Raw genomic sequence first — 20,238 nt, forward strand, 5'->3', positions numbered from 1 at the left:
GCTGGTGAGAGCGCATGACCTATACATCGCCACGGCATCCGCAACTGTTCTACACCACGGCCCCCCTGCCCTGCCCCTACCTGCCGGGACGGATGGAGCGCAAGGTGGTAACCGAAATTGGCGGCGCAGAAGCCGTTGCTTTCCATAACCGGCTGTCGCGCGCAGGTTTCCGCCGCAGCCATACCATTGCTTATGCCCCGGTCTGTGCAAGCTGCACCGCCTGCACGCCCATACGCGTGCCGGTCGAGCGCTTTACCCCCAGCCGTACGCAAACCCGTATCAGACGGCGCAACGCGGGCCTGCATACGACAACCGTCCCACCCCATGCAACGCCGGAACAGTACGCCCTGTTTAGCGCTTACCAGAGCATCCGGCATGTAGGCGGAGACATGGCTTCGATGACCTTCCCCGATTACCGGGCGATGATCGAGGATACCACGGTCGAGACCTTCATGATCGAATTCCGCAATACGGAAGGCAGGCTTGCCTGCGTGGCGCTGGTGGACAAACTTGATGACGGGCTTTCCGCCGTTTATGATTTTTACGATCCCGAACAGCAGCATAACTCACTGGGCACATTTGCGGTGCTGCACCTGATCGAGCATGCACGCCTGCTTGGCCTGCCCTACCTGTATCTTGGCTACTGGATAAATGAGAGCCGGAAGATGGCCTACAAAGCCCGCTTCCGGCCCGCGCAGATCATGACACGCGGCATGTGGCACGATCTGGACCTGACCACCTATAACAACCAACAGGTCCATGAAAGCGCCTTCCTACCAAATGGGATGTTCCGCCCGGCGTAACGGACGGCTGCATTAAACCTGCGTCTGAAAGGTCTTTCTCATTATAAGAAATGTCTGGTGAAGCTTTTTTCAAAAAATGTCCGACACCCGACGGTAGGTTCCGCCCCGCGCTATCCATAAGAAAGAGGCGGTTATCCTCTCCGATCCGTCTTCTTGCCAAGACATAGCGGTTCCATTTTCGCCCATTGGGCATCCGTCAGTATGAAGCGGTCCATATCAACTTTGGAACACATCACGGCCCTTTAGAAAACCCAATTCCAAACAGGCCCCAATACTCAGCCACGCAGTTTTCGGGTTGCCCATGCTGGTGCTGTCTTGCCCATCTCGGCACGCTTGCCCACATACTCCTTCAGGTCGGCAAAGTTGCGCGTACGTGCGGCGTCGGGCCATGCCAGACCTGCATCGGCGGCAAACACCACGGCATCCTTCAGGCCGCCATCCTTGTATTTCTGCAAGATCACGCCAAGACCGCGCGCCATTTCGGGCAACTGGTCCAGCGGGAAGACCAGCATGCGCCGGTTCTGCCCCAGTACCAACACATGATCGCCTTCCGCCGAGGTGCAGATCAGCGCGCTTTCCCCCTCTTTCAGGTTAAGCACCTGTTTGCCAGTGCGCTTTTCCGCTGTCATGGCCGATTCCGCCACGATCATGCCGCGCCCTGTGCTGGAGGCAAGCAGGCGCCTGCGTCCATCATCCATCGGGAACATGGCGATGATGTCCTCATCATTGGACAGATCGATAGCCAGCCGCAGTGGCTGACCGTCACCGCGCCCGCGCGGCAGGTCGGCCACGCGCAAGGTAAAGGCACGACCATCGGTGGCAAATACGCACAGCCGATCATTGCTGTAGCATTCGACCGCCCTGCCGGGGCCGTCCCCTTCCTTGAATTTGAGCGCCTGCAGATCCTGCCCGTGGCCGCGCACGGTGCGGATCCAGCCCTTCTGTGACAGGATGACGGTCAGCGGGTCGCGCTCGACCGGCAGGACGGCTTCCACATCAATCTCAACCGGCGCATCGGCCAGCAGGCTGCGCCGCGCGCCAAGTGCGCCGCTCCCAAAGGTTTTCTGGATATCCCTGATCTCGCTGGCAATGCGCTTCCAGCGTTGGCCTTCGTTCTCCAGCAGGTCATGCAGCGCCTGTTTCTCCGCGCTGAGCTTGGCATGCTCGTTGCGGATTTCCATTTCCTCCAGCCGCCGCAGGCTGCGCAGGCGCATGTTGAGCACGGAGTCCGCCTGCAGTTCGGTCAGGTCGAATGCCGCGATCAGCGCGGCCTTCGCATCATCTTCCTCACGCACGATACGGATCACCTCATCAAGGTTGAGGTAGACCGCAAGGAAGCCATCCAGGATTTCCAGTCGCCGGTCCACCGCCTGCAGTCGGTTGGCACTGCGGCGCAGCAGCACATCGTGGCGGTGATCCAGCCATGCCTGCAGCACATCCTTCAGGCTACGCACACCGGGCACCTGATCGGCGCCCAGCACGTTCATGTTCAGGCCGAAACGGCTTTCAAGCTGCGTTGCGCGGAACAGCGTTTCCATCAGCACCGCAGGCTCGATCCCGCGCGACTTGGGCTCCAGCACCAGCCTGATGTCGGTCGTGCTTTCATCACGGATATCGGCCAGCAGCGGAAGCTTCTTCTGCTCCATCAGGTCGGCGACCTGCTCGATCAGGCGGGATTTCTGCACCTGGTACGGGATTTCGGTCACCACGATCTGCCATGTGCCAAAACGCCCCTGCTCGACTTCCCATTTCGAGCGGATGCGGAAGGAACCACGCCCCGTCTCGTACGCACGGATAATGGCGTCACGATCCTCCACAATACTGCCGCCGGTGGGAAAGTCGGGACCGGGCATGTGGGCCAGCAGTTCCGCCGTGGTGGTAGCGGGCTTGCGGATCAGCGCCAGTGCCGCCGCACAGATTTCCCCTACATTATGCGGCGGGATGGAGGTGGCCATGCCCACGGCAATGCCAGCCGCCCCGTTGGCCAGCAGGTTCGGGAAGGCTGCTGGCAGCACGACGGGTTCGTGTTCCTCCCCATCATAAGTGGGGCGAAAATCGACGCTATCCTCGTCAATCCCTTCCAGCAGGGCTTTGGCCACGGCCGTCAGGCGGGATTCGGTGTACCGCATGGCAGCGGCGTTATCGCCATCGATCGAGCCGAAATTACCCTGCCCTTCCACCAGCGGGTAGCGCACGGCAAAATCCTGCGCCAGCCGCACCAGTGCCTCATAGACAGAGGCATCGCCGTGCGGATGATACTTACCAATCACGTCACCCACCACGCGGGCACATTTCTTGAACCCGGCGGAAGGGTCCAGCTTGAGCTGCTGCATGGCATAGACCATGCGCCGGTGCACCGGCTTTAGCCCGTCGCGCACATCGGGCAGCGAGCGTGACATGATGGTTGACATGGCATAGGCCAGATAGCGCTCGCTTAGCGCATCGGCCAGCTTGGTATCTTCAATATGGCCGGCTGTTGTATCCACAGGCATGCGATCTTCCTCCCGCAGGTGAACAGATAGCGAAACTTTGAGGTTTGTCCAATGGTTCTGTCAGTCAGGCGGCTCAACCGTGGCTTCGGCCTGCGCCCCGGCGGGGGAAATATCGGCCTTGCGGGCAATCATGTCCGCAAGCCTTTCCCGTGCCTCTGGCACCGGGCAGTGACGCTGGCCAAAGGCATCGCGTCGCAGGAAATGGCCTGAAAGCCGCAGCGCGTCATACCAGTCCCGTGGCGTACCGATCTGCTGCGGATGCAGCACGAAGCCGGGCAGCGGCAGTAGCCGGTCGCGCCACGCACCCGCTTTCTCATCCGATACGGCGCGACCAGTGCGTGGCGAGACCCAGCGCAGGTCATCCCGGCTACCGCCAAGGGCGCACCCGCCAAGGTCCAGCCCAAACCCCAGCTCCGACAACAGCAGAAGCTCCCATCGCACGATCTCGGGCATGGCTTCGGCTTCCGCCCATTGCGGATCGAGGCTGATGCGCGCCAGCAGGCTGGTCAGCCCCTGGAATATGGCCGGATGCGGCTCACGCTCAGGCAGGCAGCCATCAGCCAGTGCGCACAGTGACGCCAGCATGGCCAGAGGAAGCGGATAGTCGAGTATGCGCGCAGCCGAAGCATGGACCGTCTCGGCTGTAATGTTACCCAGTTGCTCGGGCAGGCGCGCGAGCCAGCGCGCACGCACCAGGTTGCCAGTCTGCCATATGGCGCGCCCCCGGCTGGCGGAACCGCCACGAGCCAGGCCATGGTACAGACCGTGCTCACCGGTCAGGACATGCACAATCGCGCTGCCTTCCCCATAAGGGGTGGCGGAAAGCACAAGGGCGGGTGCCTCCCATTCCATCAGGAGACACCCGCCCTTACACGCAGGGAGCCGGAAACCGGCAAGATTTTACTGGCCTGCGGCCTTCGCCACTTCAGCGGCAAAGTCGTTTTCTTCTTTCTCGATGCCTTCACCAAGCTGGAAGCGATCGAAACCGGTCAGCTTGGCGCCAGCCTTCTCAACGATCTTGCGCACGCGGCTCTCGCCATCATGCACCCAGACCTGTTCCAGCAGCACCACTTCCTCATAGAACTTGCGGATACGGCCATCGACCATCTTCTCGATGATCGCATCGGGCTTGCCCGAAGCCTTGGCCTGTTCCACCAGCACCGCGCGCTCACGCTCAAGCGCCTGGGGGTCAACGCTGTCCACGTCCAGCGCTGCCGGACGGGTGGCGGCGACATGCATGCCGATACGGCGGCCCAGGTCTTCCAGTGCCTCGCTGGCGGAAGGTGCCTCAACGGCAGCCAGAACGCCAATCTTGCCAAGGCCGGGGCTGACCGCACCATGCACGTAGGTCGCAACCACGCCCGAAGGCACGCTCAGCACGCGCGCACGGCGGATGGACATGTTCTCGCCAATGGTAGCGATCAGGTGCGTCAGTTCATCGGCAACGGTGCGACCGCTTTTCAGCACGGCGACCTTCAGCTTTTCCAGATCGTCGCCAACGCTCAGGGCGGCATGCGCCACTTCCGAGACGAAGTTCTGGAAATGCTCGTTACGCGCCACGAAATCGGTCTCGGCGTTGATCTCGACCATGGCGGCCTTCAGGTCCGTCTGGGCAACACCCACCAGACCTTCCGCCGTAACACGGCCGGACTTCTTGGCGGCGGCCGAGAGGCCCTTCTTGCGCAGCCAGTCGATCGCGCCTTCAATGTCGCCTTCGGCTTCCTTAAGGGCCTTCTTGCAGTCCATCATGCCCGCGCCGGTCTTCTCACGAAGTTCCTTTACGAGTGCTGCAGTAATTTCCGCCATTATCCTGATACTCCTTACGACAGGCGCACGCCCCGCACTATTTGCGGAGCGTGCGCCCGTCCGTTCAGTTGCACCATGCGGCCGTCATGCCGCGCTGGTGCCGGTTTTTTCTTATTCAGCGCTCGCTGCGGCTTCCGTCACGGCCGTTTCCACAGCCGGGTCAACCGGCAGTTCCTCGGACGCACCGAAATCTTCGCCCGAAGCGCCCAGCTCGGCGGAGATGCCATCGAGCACAGCAGAGGAAACAAGCTCGCAATACAGAGCGATAGCGCGGATGGCGTCATCGTTGCCCGGGATCGGGAAGGTCACGCCACGCGGGTCGGAGTTGCTGTCCAGCACCGCCACAACCGGGATACCCAGCTTGTTGGCTTCTTCAACCGCCAGCTTTTCCTTGTTCGTGTCGATCACGAACAGGATGTCCGGCAGGCCGCCCATTTCCTTGATACCGCCGAGCGAACGCTCAAGCTTCTCACGGTCACGGGTGATGTCCAGAACTTCCTTCTTGGTCAGGCCCTGGGTGCCATTTTCCAGCATTTCGTCAATGCTGCGCAGACGCTTGATCGAACCGGTGATGGTCTTCCAGTTCGTCAGCATGCCGCCCAACCAGCGGTGGTTGACGTAATACTGGCCGCAGCGCTTGGCTGCGTCAGCAATCTGGTCAGCAGCGGCGCGCTTGGTGCCAACGAACAGCACGCGGCCACCACCGGCCACGGTGTCACGAATTGCCTTGAGCGCACGGTCCAGCATGGGAACGGTCTGCTGCAGGTCGATGATGTGGACCTGATTGCGCACACCGAACAGGTACGGCGCCATGCGCGGGTTCCAGCGGCGGGTATGGTGACCGAAGTGAACACCGGCTTCGAGCAGCTGGCGCATTGTGAATTCAGGCATCGCCATATCGGCTAAATCCTTGTGTCTGGTTTATCCTCCGTGAAGCACGCCCTTTGCAGGACACCAGAGGTTTTGGCTTCACGTGCGAATTGGCCCCCATCTGGGGCCGTGCGGGATATGACTGTTTTAGACGCATATTGCAAGACCTGCACGGGCGTCGGGGCAGTCCTGATGCAACTTTTAGTACAAGGCCGGGTTAGCCTGCGTACGGATGCCCTGCATCCACCGGGCACCATGCGCGCTCACTTCGATCACGGACATAAGGACCGATCCCCATGGCGATCACCAAATACGCGACAGCACACTGGTCAGGCGGACTGAAAGACGGCAAGGGCGAGATCTCGACCCAGAGCGGCTCACTCAAAAACCAGCCCTACGGTTTCAACACCCGTTTCGAGGACAGGCCCGGCACCAACCCCGAGGAACTGCTGGGGGCGGCCCATGCCGCGTGCTTTGCCATGGCGCTGTCGGGCATTCTGGGCGGGGCGGGACTGACCGCGACATCGCTTGATACAAAATCCGAGATCGTACTGGAAAAACAGGGCGAAGGCTTTACCATTACGGCTGCGAAACTGACACTGGAAGCCGACATCCCGAATGCGACCGAATCCCAGTTCCGCGAACTGGCGGAAAAGGCCAAAGCGGGCTGCCCCGTCTCCAAGCTGTTCAACGCCACCATCACGCTGGATGCAAAGCTGAAAGCCTGATCCCATGCATGGCGCGGGCGGCGTTGGATTCCCGCGCCAATCCCGCCGATGAACACAGGCCGTGGCCGTAAGGCTGGCTGCCCGCCCCCTTATGTCAGGACGGTAGATACAGCCCGGAATTTTATAGCACGACCGGTTTGTAGTCACCCACCTGCCCCCGGTGGCGCAGCAGGTGATCGGCCAGAACGCAGGCCATCATCGCCTCCCCCACCGGAACGGCGCGGATGCCGACACAGGGGTCATGCCGCCCCTTTGTCATCACGTCCACATTCTCCCTTTCGCGCGTAACCGACGGCACGGGGGTCAGGATCGAACTGGTGGGCTTGACCGCAAAGCGCGCAACAACCGGTTGGCCGGTTGAAATGCCGCCCAGCACGCCGCCAGCATGGTTGGAGGCGAAATGCAGCATTCCATTTTCCATGCGCATGGGATCGGCGTTTTCCTCCCCCGTCAGGCAGGCAGAGGCAAACCCTTCCCCAATCTCAACACCCTTAACGGCATTGATGCTCATCAAAGCCATGGCAAGGTCGGAATCCAGCTTGCCATAGATCGGCGCGCCCAGTCCCGGCGGCACGCCTTCGGCCACGACCTCGATCACGGCACCGATGGACGATCCCTTCTTGCGGATATCGGCAAGGTATTCTTCCCATACCGGCAGGATCGCGACATCCGGGCAGAACAGGGAATTCTCGTTCACCATGCCCCAGTCCATCCGGGCGCGGTCAACCGCATGCGGCCCGACCTGCACCAGCGCGCCACGGATGCTGACCATATCCCCCAGCACCTTGCGCGCGACAGCGCCCGCCGCGACCCGCATGGCCGTCTCCCGCGCGGAAGAACGCCCGCCACCACGATAATCACGGATACCGTATTTCATGTCATAGGCGACATCGGCATGGCCGGGACGGTAGCGGGTGGCGATATCGCCATAATCGCGTGAACGCTGGTCGGTATTGCGGATGACCAGCGAGATGGGGGTGCCTGTCGTCCTACCTTCGAACACACCGGACAGGATCTCGACCTGATCGGCTTCCTGCCGCTGGGTGGTGAACCTTGACTGGCCTGGCCTGCGGCGGTCCAGCCAGGGCTGGATATCCGCCACATCAAGAACAAGACCCGGCGGGCAGCCATCAATCACGCAGCCAATGGCGGAACCATGGCTTTCACCCCATGTCGTGACACGGAACAGGTGGCCGAAGGTATTATAAGACATACAGACAGGCTTCCAGCAATCAGTTGCCCGCGACCGTAATGTCCGGCGCGGTGGGGTTCTTCATGCCGACAATATGGTAGCCGGAATCAACGTGGTGGATTTCACCCGTCACACCACCCGACAGGTCGGAGAGCATGTACAGGCCCGCACCGCCCACTTCCTCCAGTGACACGTTGCGCTCCAGCGGGGAGTTATACTGGTTCCACTTCAGGATATAGCGGAAATCGCCGATGCCATTGGCCGCCAGCGTCATGACCGGACCGGCCGAGATACCGTTAACACGGATACCTTCGCCACCAAGATCCACCGCCATATAGCGCACGGAAGCCTCAAGTGCTGCCTTGGCCACGCCCATCACGTTATAATGGGGCATGACGCGCTCGGCCCCCAGATAGGTGAGCGTGAGCAGCGAGCCGTTCGGGTTCATGATGGCCGCCGCACGGCGCGCCACTGCGGTAAACGAATAGCACGAGATATCCAGCGCCTTGAGGAAGGCATCGCGCGGAGTATCGACATACCGCCCGCGCAGGAACTGCTTGTCCGCCCAGCCAATGGCATGGACCAGGAAGTCGATCTTGCCCCATTCCTTCTCGATCGCGGCAAAGGTTGCATCAATCGCGGCGTCATCGCTCACATCGCACGGCAGCACCAGCGTCGAGCCGACACTTTCGGCCAGCGGGCGCACGCGCTTGCCCAGTGCCTCGCCCTGATAGGTGAAGGCCAGCTCCCCGCCCTGCTCCGCCACGGCGCGCGCAATGCCCCAGGCGATGGAGCGGTCATTCGCCACCCCCATGACAAGCCCCCGCTTCCCTTTCATCAATGCTCCCTTGATGGAGATTTTGGGCGCGCCGTCTGACATGCTCGTATATCCTTGACTGGTAAATGACGGATGAAATTTCGGCCTCGTGGTTGCACAAGCTGCCGTTTCGGACAAGATGCCGAGTGGCGTAATTGTAGCTAATATTCATCGCACGGTAACTTACCTTATGTTTCCATATGTTTCCGCATCCCCTGTTCCGCCACGCCCGGAACCGGACCTGCGGGGCAGCCAGCACCGCGGAATTGCCCATTCATGACCCTTCCCCTCATTGCCCTCAATGCCGATCCGTTCACCCTTTTCGATGCGTGGATGGCGGATGCCACCGCCCACGAACCCAATGACCCCAACGCCATGGCGCTTGCCACCGCAACATCGGACGGGCGGCCCTCGGTGCGCATGATCCTGCTCAAGGGAGCGGACCGGCGTGGCTTCGTATTCTATACCAACCTCAACAGCCGCAAGGCGGGCGAACTTGCGGCCAACCCGCACGCAGCCCTGCTGTTCCACTGGAAGAGCATCCGTCGCCAGATCCGCATCGAAGGCCCGGTGGAGCCAGTCACCCCGGCCGAGGCCGATGCCTACTTCGCCAGCCGCAGCCGCATCTCACGTCTGGGGGCGATTGCATCCAACCAGTCTCACCCGCTGGCTGACCGCGCGGCATTCGAGGCCGCTGTTGCGGAACTGGAAGCCCGCTATCCCGGCCCCGATGCGGTCATTCCCCGCCCTGCCAACTGGAGTGGCTTCCGCCTCGTGCCGCAGCATTTCGAGTTCTGGCAGGACCGCCCCTACCGCCTGCATGACCGGGTGGTGTGGGACCGTACGGGTACTGCATGGCACAGCGAACGTCTGTACCCCTGACCCTGAACTTAAGGACGAATCAATCGTTCTCTCCCGTGAAGGCGCCGCCGCGCGGCGTCAGCGGAGCAGGAGAGACCGGATGTGTGTGCGCAGGATATTGCTACCTCTGGGGGGGATGAGTCACGCGGAAAGCGCGCTACAGGTTGGCGGCGCCATTGCCCGCATGTTCGACGCACATCTGGCCGTACTCCATGTCGGCACCGACATGCAGGAGGTCGGCCCTCTGGTGGGGGAAGGCCTGTCCAGCGTGATGGTGCAGGACATGATCACAAGCGCGCTCAAGGAAAGTGCTGACCGCCTGCATGGCGTGCGCGCCGTGTTCGATGCGTTCATCGTGCGTGAAAAGATTCCGGTCGTAGCCGTCGACTCCCCCTTCTCGCCCGTTGGCATGCATACCCTGTCCGCCAGCTTCATTGCCCATAGCGGCCATACCCGCAGCGTGGTCGCCTTTCAGGCGCGACTGTCGGACCTGGTGGTGCTGCGCCAGCCCAACCCGGAAGGGGATGTCTCTTCTTCCGATACGCTGCACGCGGTCCTGTTTGAAAGTGGGCAGGGTGTCATCATCGTGCCCCCCGTGGCCCCGCCAACAGTAGGCCAGCGCATCTGCATTGGCTGGAACGGCACGTCGGAGGCAGCATCGGCCATCCACCACGCCCTGCCGCTGCTGCGTCGCGCGCAGGCGGTCTGCATCCTGTACAGCCCCGCCTACCAGCGCCCTGGCCCGGAGGCGCGCCATGTCAGATCATTCCTCTCGCTCCATGGCATTACCGCCCATATTCACGAATTTGGTAGTGATTCACGCCCCGTCGGCGAGGACATGCTGGCTGCGGCTCATGCCTTCAACGCGGACATGCTTGTCATGGGGGCCTATTCCCATTCCCGCCTACGCCAGATGATTCTGGGCGGCGTGACCCGACACATGCTGGAAAACAGTGATATTACCGTGCTGATGAGCCGCTGAAAGCGAGATGTCCGGCCGTCTGCCCGCACGCAAGGCCGGAGTTTGGATAATTTTGCAAAAAAATATGTGTAAATAAGTTCCTCTCTCTTGATTTTACGACCCGTGCAGGTTAGGTGTGGCGAGAAAAAAACGCCCTGCTCTAGTGCAAAAAAACCGGCATGGAGAACATTATGCGTATCGATGCGGACATTATGGCGGAACTGCAGGAAGCGGGCGAGAACGCGCCCGAAGTCCTGCGCGTCGCCCTGACACGGCTGCGCGGGCGCATTGCTCTGGTTTCTTCCTTCGGGGCGGAATCGGCGGTCATGCTTGCCCTTGCATCCGAGATTGATCCGGCGGTACCGGTGCTGTTCCTGCAGACCGGCCAGCATTTCCCCGAAACACTGGCCTACCGGCAGGAACTGGCCCGCATGCTGGGCCTGCGCGATGTGCGTGACCTGCAGCCGGCCGAAAAACAGATCGAAAAGCGCGACCCGCAGGGACAACTCTGGGCGTTCGACCCCGATGCCTGCTGTGCACTGCGCAAGGTCGAACCGCTAGATGAGGCAATGATCCCGTTCGATGCGTGGATTACCGGGCGCAAGCGCTCCCAGGCCGCGACCCGGCAGGGGCTGCCGGTGGTGGAGGAGGCTCCGGGCGGCAAGATCAAGATCAACCCACTGATTGCCTGGACCCCGCGCGAACTCGATGCCGAAATCACGCGCCGCAACCTGCCGCGCCATCCGCTTACGCTGCGGGGCTATCCCTCCATCGGGTGCGCGCCATGCACCCGCCCGGTAACGGAAGGCGAGGATCCGCGCCAGGGCCGCTGGGCCGGGCAAGCCAAGACAGAATGCGGCATTCATCTCCCTACCCCTTCATAAGGGTTGGATTCCCTCTTTCGCCGGCCGGAACGGCCATCAGCTTTTCTTTCCCGTAACGGAAGGTTTTAATTCCATGGACGATCTCGACCAACTCGAGGCGCAGAGTATCTTCATCCTGCGTGAAGCCTACCGGAAGCTCAAGCCACTGGCGATGCTATGGTCGCTGGGCAAGGACTCCAATGTCATGGTGTGGCTTGCACGCAAGGCTTTCCTTGGTCGCGTGCCCTTTCCCGTGATGCATGTCGATACGGGCAAGAAATTCCCGGAAATGTACAGGTTCCGCGATGAATACACCAAGAAGTGGGATCTGGAACTGCTGTTGGGCGACTGCCCGCCGGTAGAGGAAATCGACCCCACCCTGCCGCCCGCCGCCCGTTCCGCCGCGCGCAAGACGGCAGGCCTTGCCGCCATGATCGACAGGTACAAGCTGGCGGGCGTGATCGCAGGCATCCGCCGTGACGAGCAGGCCACCCGCGCGAAGGAGCGCGTGTTCAGCCCCCGCGGCTCGGGCCACAAATGGGACGTGCGCAACCAGCCCCCCGAATTCTGGGACCAGTATGCCACCCCGCATGAGGCCGGGATGCATGTGCGCGTCCATCCCCTGCTGTCATGGCGCGAGATCGACATCTGGCGCTACATCGAGCGCGAGGGCATTCCGCTGGTTGACCTGTATTTTGCAAAAGACGGCAAGCGCTACCGCTCGCTGGGTGATCAGGACATCACCAGCCCGGTGGAAAGCAATGCCTCGACCGTGGCGGAAGTGATTGCCGAACTCGAAACCTCACGCACCTCCGAACGCTCGGGCCGCGCGATGGACCATGAATCGGAAGATGCGTTCGAGCGCCTGCGCGTGGCCGGCTACCTCTGAGCGGACAGGACGGAGTTATATGACAATGAGTACCATCCCGACCCCTGCCCCGCAGGAAGCTGCTACCCCCATCGTGATCGTTGGCCATGTCGATCATGGCAAGTCCACCCTGATCGGCCGCCTGCTGTATGATACCGACAGCCTGCCTGACGGGCGTGTCGCGCAGATCATCGAATCCAGCAAGAAGCGTGGCCTGGCGGTTGAATGGAGCTTCCTGCTCGACAGCCTCCAGATCGAGCGTGACCAGGGAGTGACAGTTGATTCCACGCGCATTCCCTTCAAGCTGGGCACGCGCCAGTTCGTGATCGTGGATGCGCCGGGCCACCGCCAGTTCCTGCGCAACATGATTACCGGTGCGGCCGATGCTGAAGCCGCCGTGCTGGTGGTGGACGCAAACGAAGGTGCCCAGGAACAGACCCGCCGCCACGCCATGCTGCTGCGCCTGATCGGTATCCGCCATGTCATCGTGCTGATGAACAAGGTCGATATCTTCAACTACGACCAGAAGAAGATCGAAGCGGCCGAGCGCGACATCACCACGCTTCTGCGCCAGCTTGAAATCGAGCCGACCGTATTCGTCCCCGCCTCCGCACGTGAAGGCGACAACATGGCCGCCCGCTCCGACAAGATGCCGTGGTACAAGGGGCCAACCCTGATCGAGGCACTGGCCGCCGTTCCCGCGCCGTCCTCACGCGCGGACCTGCCGCTGCGCCTGCCGGTGCAGGATGTCTACCGCTTTGACACCAAGCGCGTGGTTGTGGGGCGGATCGAACGTGGGCGCATTCGCGTGGGCGATGAAGTCGTGATCGGCACGCATGGCGCGCGTGCCCGCATCGCCACCATCGAAAGCTGGCATACCGCCCCGCAGGTTGCAGCCGTTGCTGGCCAGTCGGTCGCGGTTACACTGGAGCCGGACGTGATCCCCGACCGGGGCGACTTCCTGTTCCCTGCCGACCATGCACCGCTGCGGGCCGCGCGCATCCGCACCCGCCTGTTCTGGCTGCGCCAGGAACCGCTGCGCGTGGGTGAGAGCTTCAGGCTGCGCCTCGCCACAGCCGAACATCAGGTCACCGTAGCAGCCATTGATTCGGTCGTGCGGCTGGAAGATCTGACCGAACACCCGGCCGAGGAAGTACCGCCCGAAGGCTTTGCCGAAATCACGCTGGCTGTATCCGAAACCATGCTGTTCGACCCCTTCATGCCCGGCACGGCGGATGGGCGTGGCGTGCTGGTGGACCGCAACCAGCAGATCGTGGGCGGCGCGCCGCTGATCGGGATTGCCGAAAGTGTTACCGGCCGCAATGCCATCCATCCCACGGGTAGCGCCGTCTCGCCGTGGGACCGGGCACGTGCCAAGGGCCACCAGGGCGGCGTGTTCTGGATGACCGGCCTGCCGGGCGCGGGCAAGAGCACGCTGGCGCGCGGGGCGGAAAACCGACTGTTCGCCCGTGGCATTGACGTATCGGTGCTTGATGGTGACACACTGCGCGCGGGGCTGTGCTCCGATCTTGGCTTCTCGGAAGCGGACCGTCGCGAGAACGTGCGCCGCGCCGCCGCCGTAGCCCGCATCCTGGCGGAAAGCGGTCAGGTGGTGATCGTGGCCCTGATCTCGCCCACCGTGGCGGACCGCGAACTGGCCCGCCAGATCGTGGGGGAAGGTTTCCACGAAATCTTCATCGATACGCCGCAGGCCACCTGTGAGCAGCGCGACCCCAAGGGCCTGTATGCTGCTGCGCGCGCGGGCAAGATCGAAGGCTTTACCGGCATCGACGCTCCGTATGAGGCACCCGCCAACCCGGCCCTGCGGCTGGAGACGGCAGGCGCCACAAGTGATGAGACGGCAGCAACCCTTGCCACCTATATCGGTGATGCGATCCGGCTGGACGATACGCTCAGGCGCCAGCAGTCCTGAACGCGATGGCCCACCCACACCATACCGGGTGGGTCATAACCGCGTGGCATGATGATGAAATGGAAAAAAGTTTTGGGTTCCGCTTTTTCCAATGTTTAAAAAACGCGGAACCAGAAACTTCTTTCTTTTGAAACAGTCTCCAAAGATGAGGCGCACGCTTGTAAATGCGTGCACCGTTTCCTACCAGTTACATATGGAAATAATGAAGCCTGTTGCCTGAAAAGGATCAGTTTACAAGTGGATGTCAGGAACAATCGCCGGGACAGCACCGGTGCAAGCGTCATTACCGCCAACCGCCTGCTTGATGGGCGGATTGTCTGGCTTGCCGCAAGGGGCTGGTCGGAACTGGTCGCCCATGCCCGCGTGTTCGACAACACGGAAATCGAGGATGCCATAAAGCAGGCCAAGGCCATGCCAGAAGCCCGCACGGTTGTTGGCATCTATGGCGTTCAGATCGATCCTGATGCCGCTGGCATTACCCCCCTTACGGTCCGTGAACGCATCCGGGCGTTCGGGCCGAGTGTCCACCCTGATTTCGCGCCCGTGGAGATGCAAGATGTCCACTGACACCACGACCCTGCCGGTGGGGCGGTACGCCTATGACCAGGTGGACCGCACCTTCCTTTCCCAGCGCGTGGCCCAGTTCCGCGAACAGGTCGCCCGCCGCGTGGCAGGCGACCTGAGCGAGGACGAGTTCAAGCCGCTGCGCCTGATGAACGGGCTGTATCTGCAACTGCACGCCTACATGCTGCGCGTGGCCGTGCCCTATGGCATGATGGGTGCCGACCAGATGCGCGCGCTGGCTCATATCGCCCGCACGTATGACCGGGATTACGGGCACTTCACCACCCGCCAGAACATGCAGTTCAACTGGATCCGGCTGGAGGATACGCCCGATATCCTTGAACATCTGGCCCGCGTGGATATGCATGCCATCCAGACCAGCGGCAACTGCATCCGTAACGTGACGTGCGATGAGTTTGCAGGCGCTGCCGCCGATGAACTGCTCGACCCGCGCATCCATGCCGAGATCCTGCGCCAGTGGTCCACGCTGCACCCGGAATTCACCTTCCTGCCGCGCAAGTTCAAGATCGCAATCAGCGGCAGCCCGCATGACCGGGTAGCCGCGCGCTTCCACGATATCGGGCTGGTGGCGCATCCCGGACCGCAGGGGCGGCCGGTGTTTGATGTATTCGTGGGTGGCGGGCTTGGCCGTACGCCGGTCATTGGCGTCAAGCTGCGCGACAGCCTGCCCGAAGAAGACCTGCTGGCCTACCTTGAGGCAATCGTGCGCGTGTACAATGGCTATGGCCGCCGCGACAACATGTATAAGGCCCGCATCAAGATCCTGATGCAGGCCCTCGGGATCGAGGCATTCCGGGAAAAGGTGGATGCGGAATTCATGCTGATGAACCGCGCGGACTACCGGCTTGAACCTGCCATTGTGGAGGGCATCCGGGCACGCTTTGGCATCCCGCCGCTTACTGCCCCGGCGGATGCGGAACAGGCACTGGCAGCCAGCCGCAAGGCCGACCCGGCCTTTGACCGCTGGGTACGCACCAACACCCATCCCCACCGGCATGAAGGCTTCATCTGCGCGGTAATCTCGGTCAAGCCCGATGGCGGCATTCCCGGTGACATCACGGCCGACCAGATGGACCTTGTGGCTGATCTGGCGGACAGCCACTCCTTTGGCGAAATCCGCGTAACCCACATGCAGAACGTGGTGCTGGGCCATGTGCGCAAGGACCAGTTGCACGACCTGTGGCGCAAGCTGGCGGCAGCCAACCTGGCTACCCCCAATATCGGGCTGGTGGGCGATATCATCGCCTGTCCGGGGCTGGATTACTGCGCGCTGGCCAATGCGCGCTCCATCCCCATTGCACAGAAGCTGAGCGCACGCTTCGCCAATCCCGAACTACAGGAGCGCATCGGGCCGCTCAACATCAACATCTCGGGCTGCATCAACGCCTGCGGCCACCACCATGCAGGGCATATCGGCATTCTGGGCGTAGACAAGCGCGGGCAGGAATTCTTCCAGCTTACCCTTGGCGGCTCGGCCGGGGGGGATGTTGCCATCGGCCAGATCATCGGCCCGGCCCTGCCGGAAGATGAAACCGTGGATGCCATTGCCCGGCTGATCGATACCTACCTGGTACTGCGCCATGACAATGAGCAGTTTCTCGACACCTACCGGCGCCTTGGCGCCACCAGCTTCAAGGATGCCGTCTATGCCTCTGCTTGAGAACGGCCATGTCACGCAGGACCGCTGGCACATGACGGCGGAAGGCGAGGCCCTGCCCGAAGGCCCGGTGATCGTGCCCCTCGAACGACTGGAAGAGGGGCTTGCCCGCGCGGGTAATGCCCCACTGGGCGTGGCCATTGCGCCGGATGTGGATGTGGCGGTGCTACGCACGGCCCTGCCGCGTCTGGCACTGGTGGCGGTGACCTTCCCCTCTTTCCGTGATGGACGGGCCTTTACGCAGGCGCGCGCCCTGCGTGAGCACCTGGGCTTTACGGGCGAAATCCGCGCAACCGGCAAGCCGCTGCCAGACCAGTACGAGTTCCTGCTACGTTGCGGCGTAACCACCGTGCAGACCGAACGGGCGGAAGATATCAGTGTGTGGCAGCAGGCGCATGAGATCATTACCATCGCCTATCAGCCTTCTACCCTGCATGAGCGCCCGCAGGGGCTGGGGCTACGCCGCTTCCTGAACTGACCGGACCGGGCAAGCGGAAAAGCCCGCATGCTTTCCCGCTGGCGCGCGGCGTGTTACCGCACCTATATGCACAACCGCGTTTTCCCGCTGCTTCAGCCATGACCCGCGCGCATATGACGGAGAATCCATGTGGTGCCCTTCTGGGCGCGGGGTGGTGGGCGGTGGCCGCCCTTCTGGCCCCGCTCCTGCGCGTGAATCTGCGCAGGCGGGCACGACGTGGCAGGGAAATCGTAGCCTGCCTGCCTCAGCGGCGAGGCATTGCAAGCCAGAAAAGGCCAACAGGCCGGATCATATGGCTGCATGCCGCCAGCGTGGGGGAAAACGTGGCCATCGTACCGGTCATCGGGCGTCTGGTGGTCTCTCACCCCCAGCTTCATGTCCTTGTCACCACCGGCACCGTAACCGGGGCGGACGTGCTGATGACCCGTCTGGCCGACATGCCGGGGCATGAGCGCGTGATCCACCAGTTCGCCCCGCTGGACGTTCCGCGCTGGATTGACCGCTTTCTGGCCCACTGGCAGCCTGATGTGGCTGCACTGGTGGAAAGCGAACTGTGGCCCAACCTGATCAATGCCTGTCAGCACCGCCGCATTGCGCTGGCGCTGGTCAACGGGCGGATGTCCGACCGGTCGCTTGCCGGGTGGCGCAGGGCACACTGCCTTCTACGTCGCATGCTATCCGCCTTTGCATGGGTCATGGCCCGTAGCACTGAAGATGCCGAGCGGCTCATACATAGCGGCGCATCACGCATTGCCCTTGTGGCCGACCTGAAGGACGCGGCCCCCGCCCTGCCCTGCAATCCTGCGGAACTGGCCCTGCTACGCCACCGGCTTGCAGGCCGCCCGGTCTGGATCGCAGCGTCAACCCATCCCGGTGAGGACGTGATCATCATGGCGGCGGCGGAGCTGGTGCGCCATGCCGTGCCCGATGCACTGGGCATCCTGATCCCCCGCCACCCCGAACGCGGCACCGAAATCGCGGCCATGAGCGCACCAGCCCCACCACGCCGGACTCTGGAGCAATGGCCTGCCGCTCATGATAGCCTATGGATCGTGGATACGTTAGGTGAAACCGGCCTGTTCTACAGCCTTTCCGCCCCGGTTGTGCTGGGTAACAGCCTGCCCGGCTGCGCAGGCGGCGGCCACAACCCGAATGAGCCTGCCCGTATGGGCTGCCCCATAGCCCACGGGCCACAGACCGGCAATTTTCGCGTAGCCTACACCCGGCTGGGCAACAGCGTGCGGTGCGTGAACACCGCAGCCGATATCGCGAGATGGGTCATCCCCCTCCTGCAACAACCCGCTTCCGCGCGTGCACTGGGCGCACGGACCCGCGCCCTTGCCGCACCTGATCCTGAAATTGCAGACCAGGTCGCCCGTGCGCTTGTTGCCCTGGGGAACGAATGATGCGGGCGCCGGCCTTCTGGTGGCACCCCCCTTCACATCCCGGGTGGGCCGCGCGCCTACTTACCCCGCTGGGATGGCTTTACGGGGCAGCTACCGCGTACCGGTTACGCGGCGCGGGCTGGAGCGCACCTGTGCCGGTCCTGTGCTGCGGTAATATTGGTGCAGGTGGTGCGGGCAAGACACCGCTGGGGCTTGACCTGGCGCAGCGTGCCATTGCGCGCGGGCGCAGGCCGGCTTTCCTGTCGCGCGGCTATGGCGGCCGGGCCGCACAGAGCACGCGGGTGGACACCACACGCCACACCGCGCGCGATGTAGGCGATGAACCACTCCTGCTAGCCCGGGTCGCCCCCTGCTACGTGGGTACCGACCGGGCGCAGACCGCACGCCGGGCCATTGCGGAAGGTGCGGACTGCCTGATCATGGATGATGGATTGCAGAATCCCACCCTGCACCCTGATGTAGCCCTGGTGGTGGTGGACGGGCAGGCAGGGTTCGGCAACGGACGGTTACTGCCAGCCGGACCACTGCGTGAACCCGTGCGGACCGGGCTTGCACGCGCACAGGGTACCGTCATCATCGGAACGGATGAATACGGCGTGACGCGCTGGCTGAAACCGGGCTACCCCTGTTTTACAGCCACACTGCAACAGGATGTGTGCAACGTGCCACATGGGCGGCCGATCATCGCCTTTGCCGGTATCGGCCGACCCGCCAAATTTTTTAACGGACTGGCCCGCATGGGCATTTCCCCCCTGCGCTGTATCGGCTTTGCCGACCACCATGCCTACAGCCAGGCGGACTGGCAGCGCTTACAGGCGCTGGCCATGCGGCATGATGCCTGTCTTGTAACCACCCCAAAGGATGCCGTGCGCCTGCCTGCCCTCTGGCAGCAGCAGGTCCACACGGTTGGACTGACCCTGTCATGGACCGCCCCCACCATGCCCACGCACATACTGGACCTGTGGCTGGACAGGAAAGATGGATGACCCGAACAGCACCCTCCCGCCCCATTACCCTGCAGATGCGTCTTGAGGCCGCTTTCGTACGCGTATTGCTGGCCCTGTTCCGCCGGATCGGCCCGGTCCGCGCCTCCAATCTGGGGGGATGGCTATGCCGCACGGTGGGGCCACGCCTGCCGGTCTCACGCGTGGCTGACGCCAACCTGCGCCGGTCCATGCCCGAACTTGATGGCTCCATGCGCCGCGCGGTCATATACGACATGTGGGACAATATCGGCCGCAATGCAGGGGAATTCCCGCATCTGGCCACCCTGCCCCGCAACAGTGGTCCCGGCCCCGGCTGGGACGTGGTGGGGGAAGAACACCTTGTGGCGCAGGCGGCACGCGGGGGGCCGACCATTTTCGTGTCTGGCCATATCGGCAACTGGGAAATGCTGCCACCTGTGGTAGCGCGTTACGGCCTGCCATTTTCCTCATTCTACCGCGCACCGAACAACCCGCTGGTTGACCGGGTTCTGTGCGACCTGCGTGACGAAGCCATGGGTCAACCCGTACCCCTGTTTGCCAAAGGCGCACGGGGAGCACGCGGCGCGCTAGGGCATATCCTGCGCGGGGGGCATCTTGGTATGCTGGTGGACCAGAAAATGAATGACGGCGTAGAAGCCCGATTCTTTGACCAGCCCGCCATGACCGCAGGTGCCATGGCGGCCATGGCGCTGAAGCTGCGCTGCCCGGTCATTCCCGGTTATGTCGAACGCCTTGGCCCGGCCCGCCTGCGCATCCATGTGTTGCCCCCGCTTGACCTCCCCGATGGCGGCAACCGGATTCAGGACCAGATGAACCTGACGCAACGCGTAAATGACTGGCTGGAAGGCACCATACGGCAGCATCCGGGAAGCTGGCTATGGCTACACCGCCGATGGAATGTGCAATTGCCTAATAATATGCCTAAAATTTAA

General features: G+C 62.6%; 19 protein-coding genes. 13 read left to right on the forward strand and 6 right to left on the reverse strand.

Going from position 1 to position 20,238, the window contains the following annotated elements:
* Positions 1 to 14: 14 nt before the first annotated feature.
* A complete protein-coding gene (locus tag GLX_RS03200) occupies positions 15 to 803 on the forward strand; it encodes an arginyltransferase (protein WP_014104594.1) in 789 nt (262 codons plus the stop codon).
* A 275-nt stretch (positions 804 to 1,078) separates the two neighbouring features.
* On the opposite strand, the gene parC is transcribed toward GLX_RS03200, so the two are convergent.
* From parC to rpsB, 4 genes are all read right to left on the reverse strand, one after another.
* Positions 1,079 to 3,295 carry a DNA topoisomerase IV subunit A gene (gene parC, locus GLX_RS03205; RefSeq protein ID WP_014104595.1) on the reverse strand — a complete coding sequence of 739 codons (2,217 nt, stop codon included), beginning with the start codon at positions 3,293 to 3,295 and terminating at the stop codon, positions 1,079 to 1,081.
* Positions 3,296 to 3,355: 60 nt separating this feature from the next.
* Positions 3,356 to 4,147 (reverse strand): DNA repair protein RecO, encoded by a 792-nt coding sequence (gene recO / locus GLX_RS03210; protein ID WP_014104596.1) that lies wholly within the window; start codon positions 4,145 to 4,147, stop codon positions 3,356 to 3,358.
* Positions 4,148 to 4,195: 48 nt separating this feature from the next.
* Positions 4,196 to 5,101: a translation elongation factor Ts gene (tsf, locus tag GLX_RS03215; protein WP_014104597.1), complete on the reverse strand. Its 906-nt coding sequence runs from the start codon at positions 5,099 to 5,101 to the stop codon at positions 4,196 to 4,198.
* 111 nt (positions 5,102 to 5,212) lie between these two features.
* Positions 5,213 to 5,998 carry a 30S ribosomal protein S2 gene (gene rpsB, locus GLX_RS03220; protein ID WP_014104598.1) on the reverse strand — a complete coding sequence of 262 codons (786 nt, stop codon included), beginning with the start codon at positions 5,996 to 5,998 and terminating at the stop codon, positions 5,213 to 5,215.
* 269 nt (positions 5,999 to 6,267) lie between these two features.
* Between rpsB and GLX_RS03225 the strand changes: the two genes are divergently transcribed.
* The gene (locus tag GLX_RS03225; RefSeq protein WP_014104599.1) at positions 6,268 to 6,699 is read left to right on the forward strand and encodes an OsmC family protein; all 432 of its coding nucleotides are present in this window, start codon (positions 6,268 to 6,270) and stop codon (positions 6,697 to 6,699) included.
* A gap of 121 nt (positions 6,700 to 6,820) precedes the next feature.
* Here GLX_RS03225 and aroC read toward each other — a convergent pair whose 3' ends face one another.
* Entirely contained in the window at positions 6,821 to 7,912 is a 1,092-nt protein-coding gene (gene aroC, locus GLX_RS03230; RefSeq protein WP_014104600.1) for a chorismate synthase, read from the reverse strand.
* A 19-nt stretch (positions 7,913 to 7,931) separates the two neighbouring features.
* Positions 7,932 to 8,771, reverse strand: a complete 840-nt coding sequence (gene fabI, locus GLX_RS03235) for an enoyl-ACP reductase FabI (protein WP_014104601.1) — start codon at positions 8,769 to 8,771, stop codon at positions 7,932 to 7,934.
* A gap of 213 nt (positions 8,772 to 8,984) precedes the next feature.
* On the opposite strand from fabI, the gene pdxH reads away from it, so the two are divergent.
* The 11 genes from pdxH to GLX_RS03290 all read left to right on the forward strand — a co-directional run bounded on the left by pdxH (position 8,985) and on the right by GLX_RS03290 (position 20,238).
* A complete protein-coding gene (gene pdxH, locus GLX_RS03240) occupies positions 8,985 to 9,590 on the forward strand; it encodes a pyridoxamine 5'-phosphate oxidase (RefSeq protein WP_014104602.1) in 606 nt (201 codons plus the stop codon).
* 115 nt (positions 9,591 to 9,705) lie between these two features.
* Positions 9,706 to 10,551, forward strand: coding sequence for a universal stress protein (locus GLX_RS03245; RefSeq protein ID WP_050856089.1), 846 nt, complete (start codon positions 9,706 to 9,708; stop codon positions 10,549 to 10,551).
* A gap of 170 nt (positions 10,552 to 10,721) precedes the next feature.
* Positions 10,722 to 11,414 (forward strand): phosphoadenylyl-sulfate reductase, encoded by a 693-nt coding sequence (locus tag GLX_RS03250; RefSeq protein ID WP_041247595.1) that lies wholly within the window; start codon positions 10,722 to 10,724, stop codon positions 11,412 to 11,414.
* A gap of 73 nt (positions 11,415 to 11,487) precedes the next feature.
* A complete protein-coding gene (gene cysD, locus GLX_RS03255) occupies positions 11,488 to 12,282 on the forward strand; it encodes a sulfate adenylyltransferase subunit CysD (protein ID WP_014104605.1) in 795 nt (264 codons plus the stop codon).
* Between the two features lie 25 nt (positions 12,283 to 12,307).
* Positions 12,308 to 14,194, forward strand: a complete 1,887-nt coding sequence (gene cysC / locus GLX_RS03260) for an adenylyl-sulfate kinase (protein WP_193360655.1) — start codon at positions 12,308 to 12,310, stop codon at positions 14,192 to 14,194.
* Positions 14,195 to 14,431: 237 nt separating this feature from the next.
* Complete coding sequence (locus GLX_RS03265) at positions 14,432 to 14,761, forward strand: DUF2849 domain-containing protein (protein ID WP_041247137.1); 330 nt, start codon at positions 14,432 to 14,434, stop codon at positions 14,759 to 14,761.
* On the forward strand, positions 14,751 to 16,439 hold the full coding sequence (locus tag GLX_RS03270) for a nitrite/sulfite reductase (RefSeq protein WP_014104608.1): 1,689 nt from the start codon (positions 14,751 to 14,753) through the stop codon (positions 16,437 to 16,439). The genes GLX_RS03265 and GLX_RS03270 overlap by 11 nt, the downstream gene beginning before the upstream one ends.
* Positions 16,426 to 16,914 (forward strand): DUF934 domain-containing protein, encoded by a 489-nt coding sequence (locus tag GLX_RS03275; protein ID WP_014104609.1) that lies wholly within the window; start codon positions 16,426 to 16,428, stop codon positions 16,912 to 16,914. Before GLX_RS03270 ends, GLX_RS03275 begins: the two co-directional genes overlap by 14 nt.
* A 113-nt stretch (positions 16,915 to 17,027) precedes the next feature.
* Complete coding sequence (locus GLX_RS03280; RefSeq protein ID WP_231850392.1) at positions 17,028 to 18,320, forward strand: 3-deoxy-D-manno-octulosonic acid transferase; 1,293 nt, start codon at positions 17,028 to 17,030, stop codon at positions 18,318 to 18,320.
* Positions 18,320 to 19,306: a tetraacyldisaccharide 4'-kinase gene (gene lpxK / locus GLX_RS03285; protein ID WP_041247596.1), complete on the forward strand. Its 987-nt coding sequence runs from the start codon at positions 18,320 to 18,322 to the stop codon at positions 19,304 to 19,306. The genes GLX_RS03280 and lpxK overlap by 1 nt, the downstream gene beginning before the upstream one ends.
* Positions 19,303 to 20,238 carry an LpxL/LpxP family acyltransferase gene (locus GLX_RS03290; protein ID WP_014104612.1) on the forward strand — a complete coding sequence of 312 codons (936 nt, stop codon included), beginning with the start codon at positions 19,303 to 19,305 and terminating at the stop codon, positions 20,236 to 20,238. The genes lpxK and GLX_RS03290 overlap by 4 nt, the downstream gene beginning before the upstream one ends.

Origin of the sequence: Komagataeibacter medellinensis NBRC 3288 (genome assembly GCF_000182745.2) — a bacterium.
Taxonomy (GTDB): domain Bacteria; phylum Pseudomonadota; class Alphaproteobacteria; order Acetobacterales; family Acetobacteraceae; genus Komagataeibacter; species Komagataeibacter medellinensis.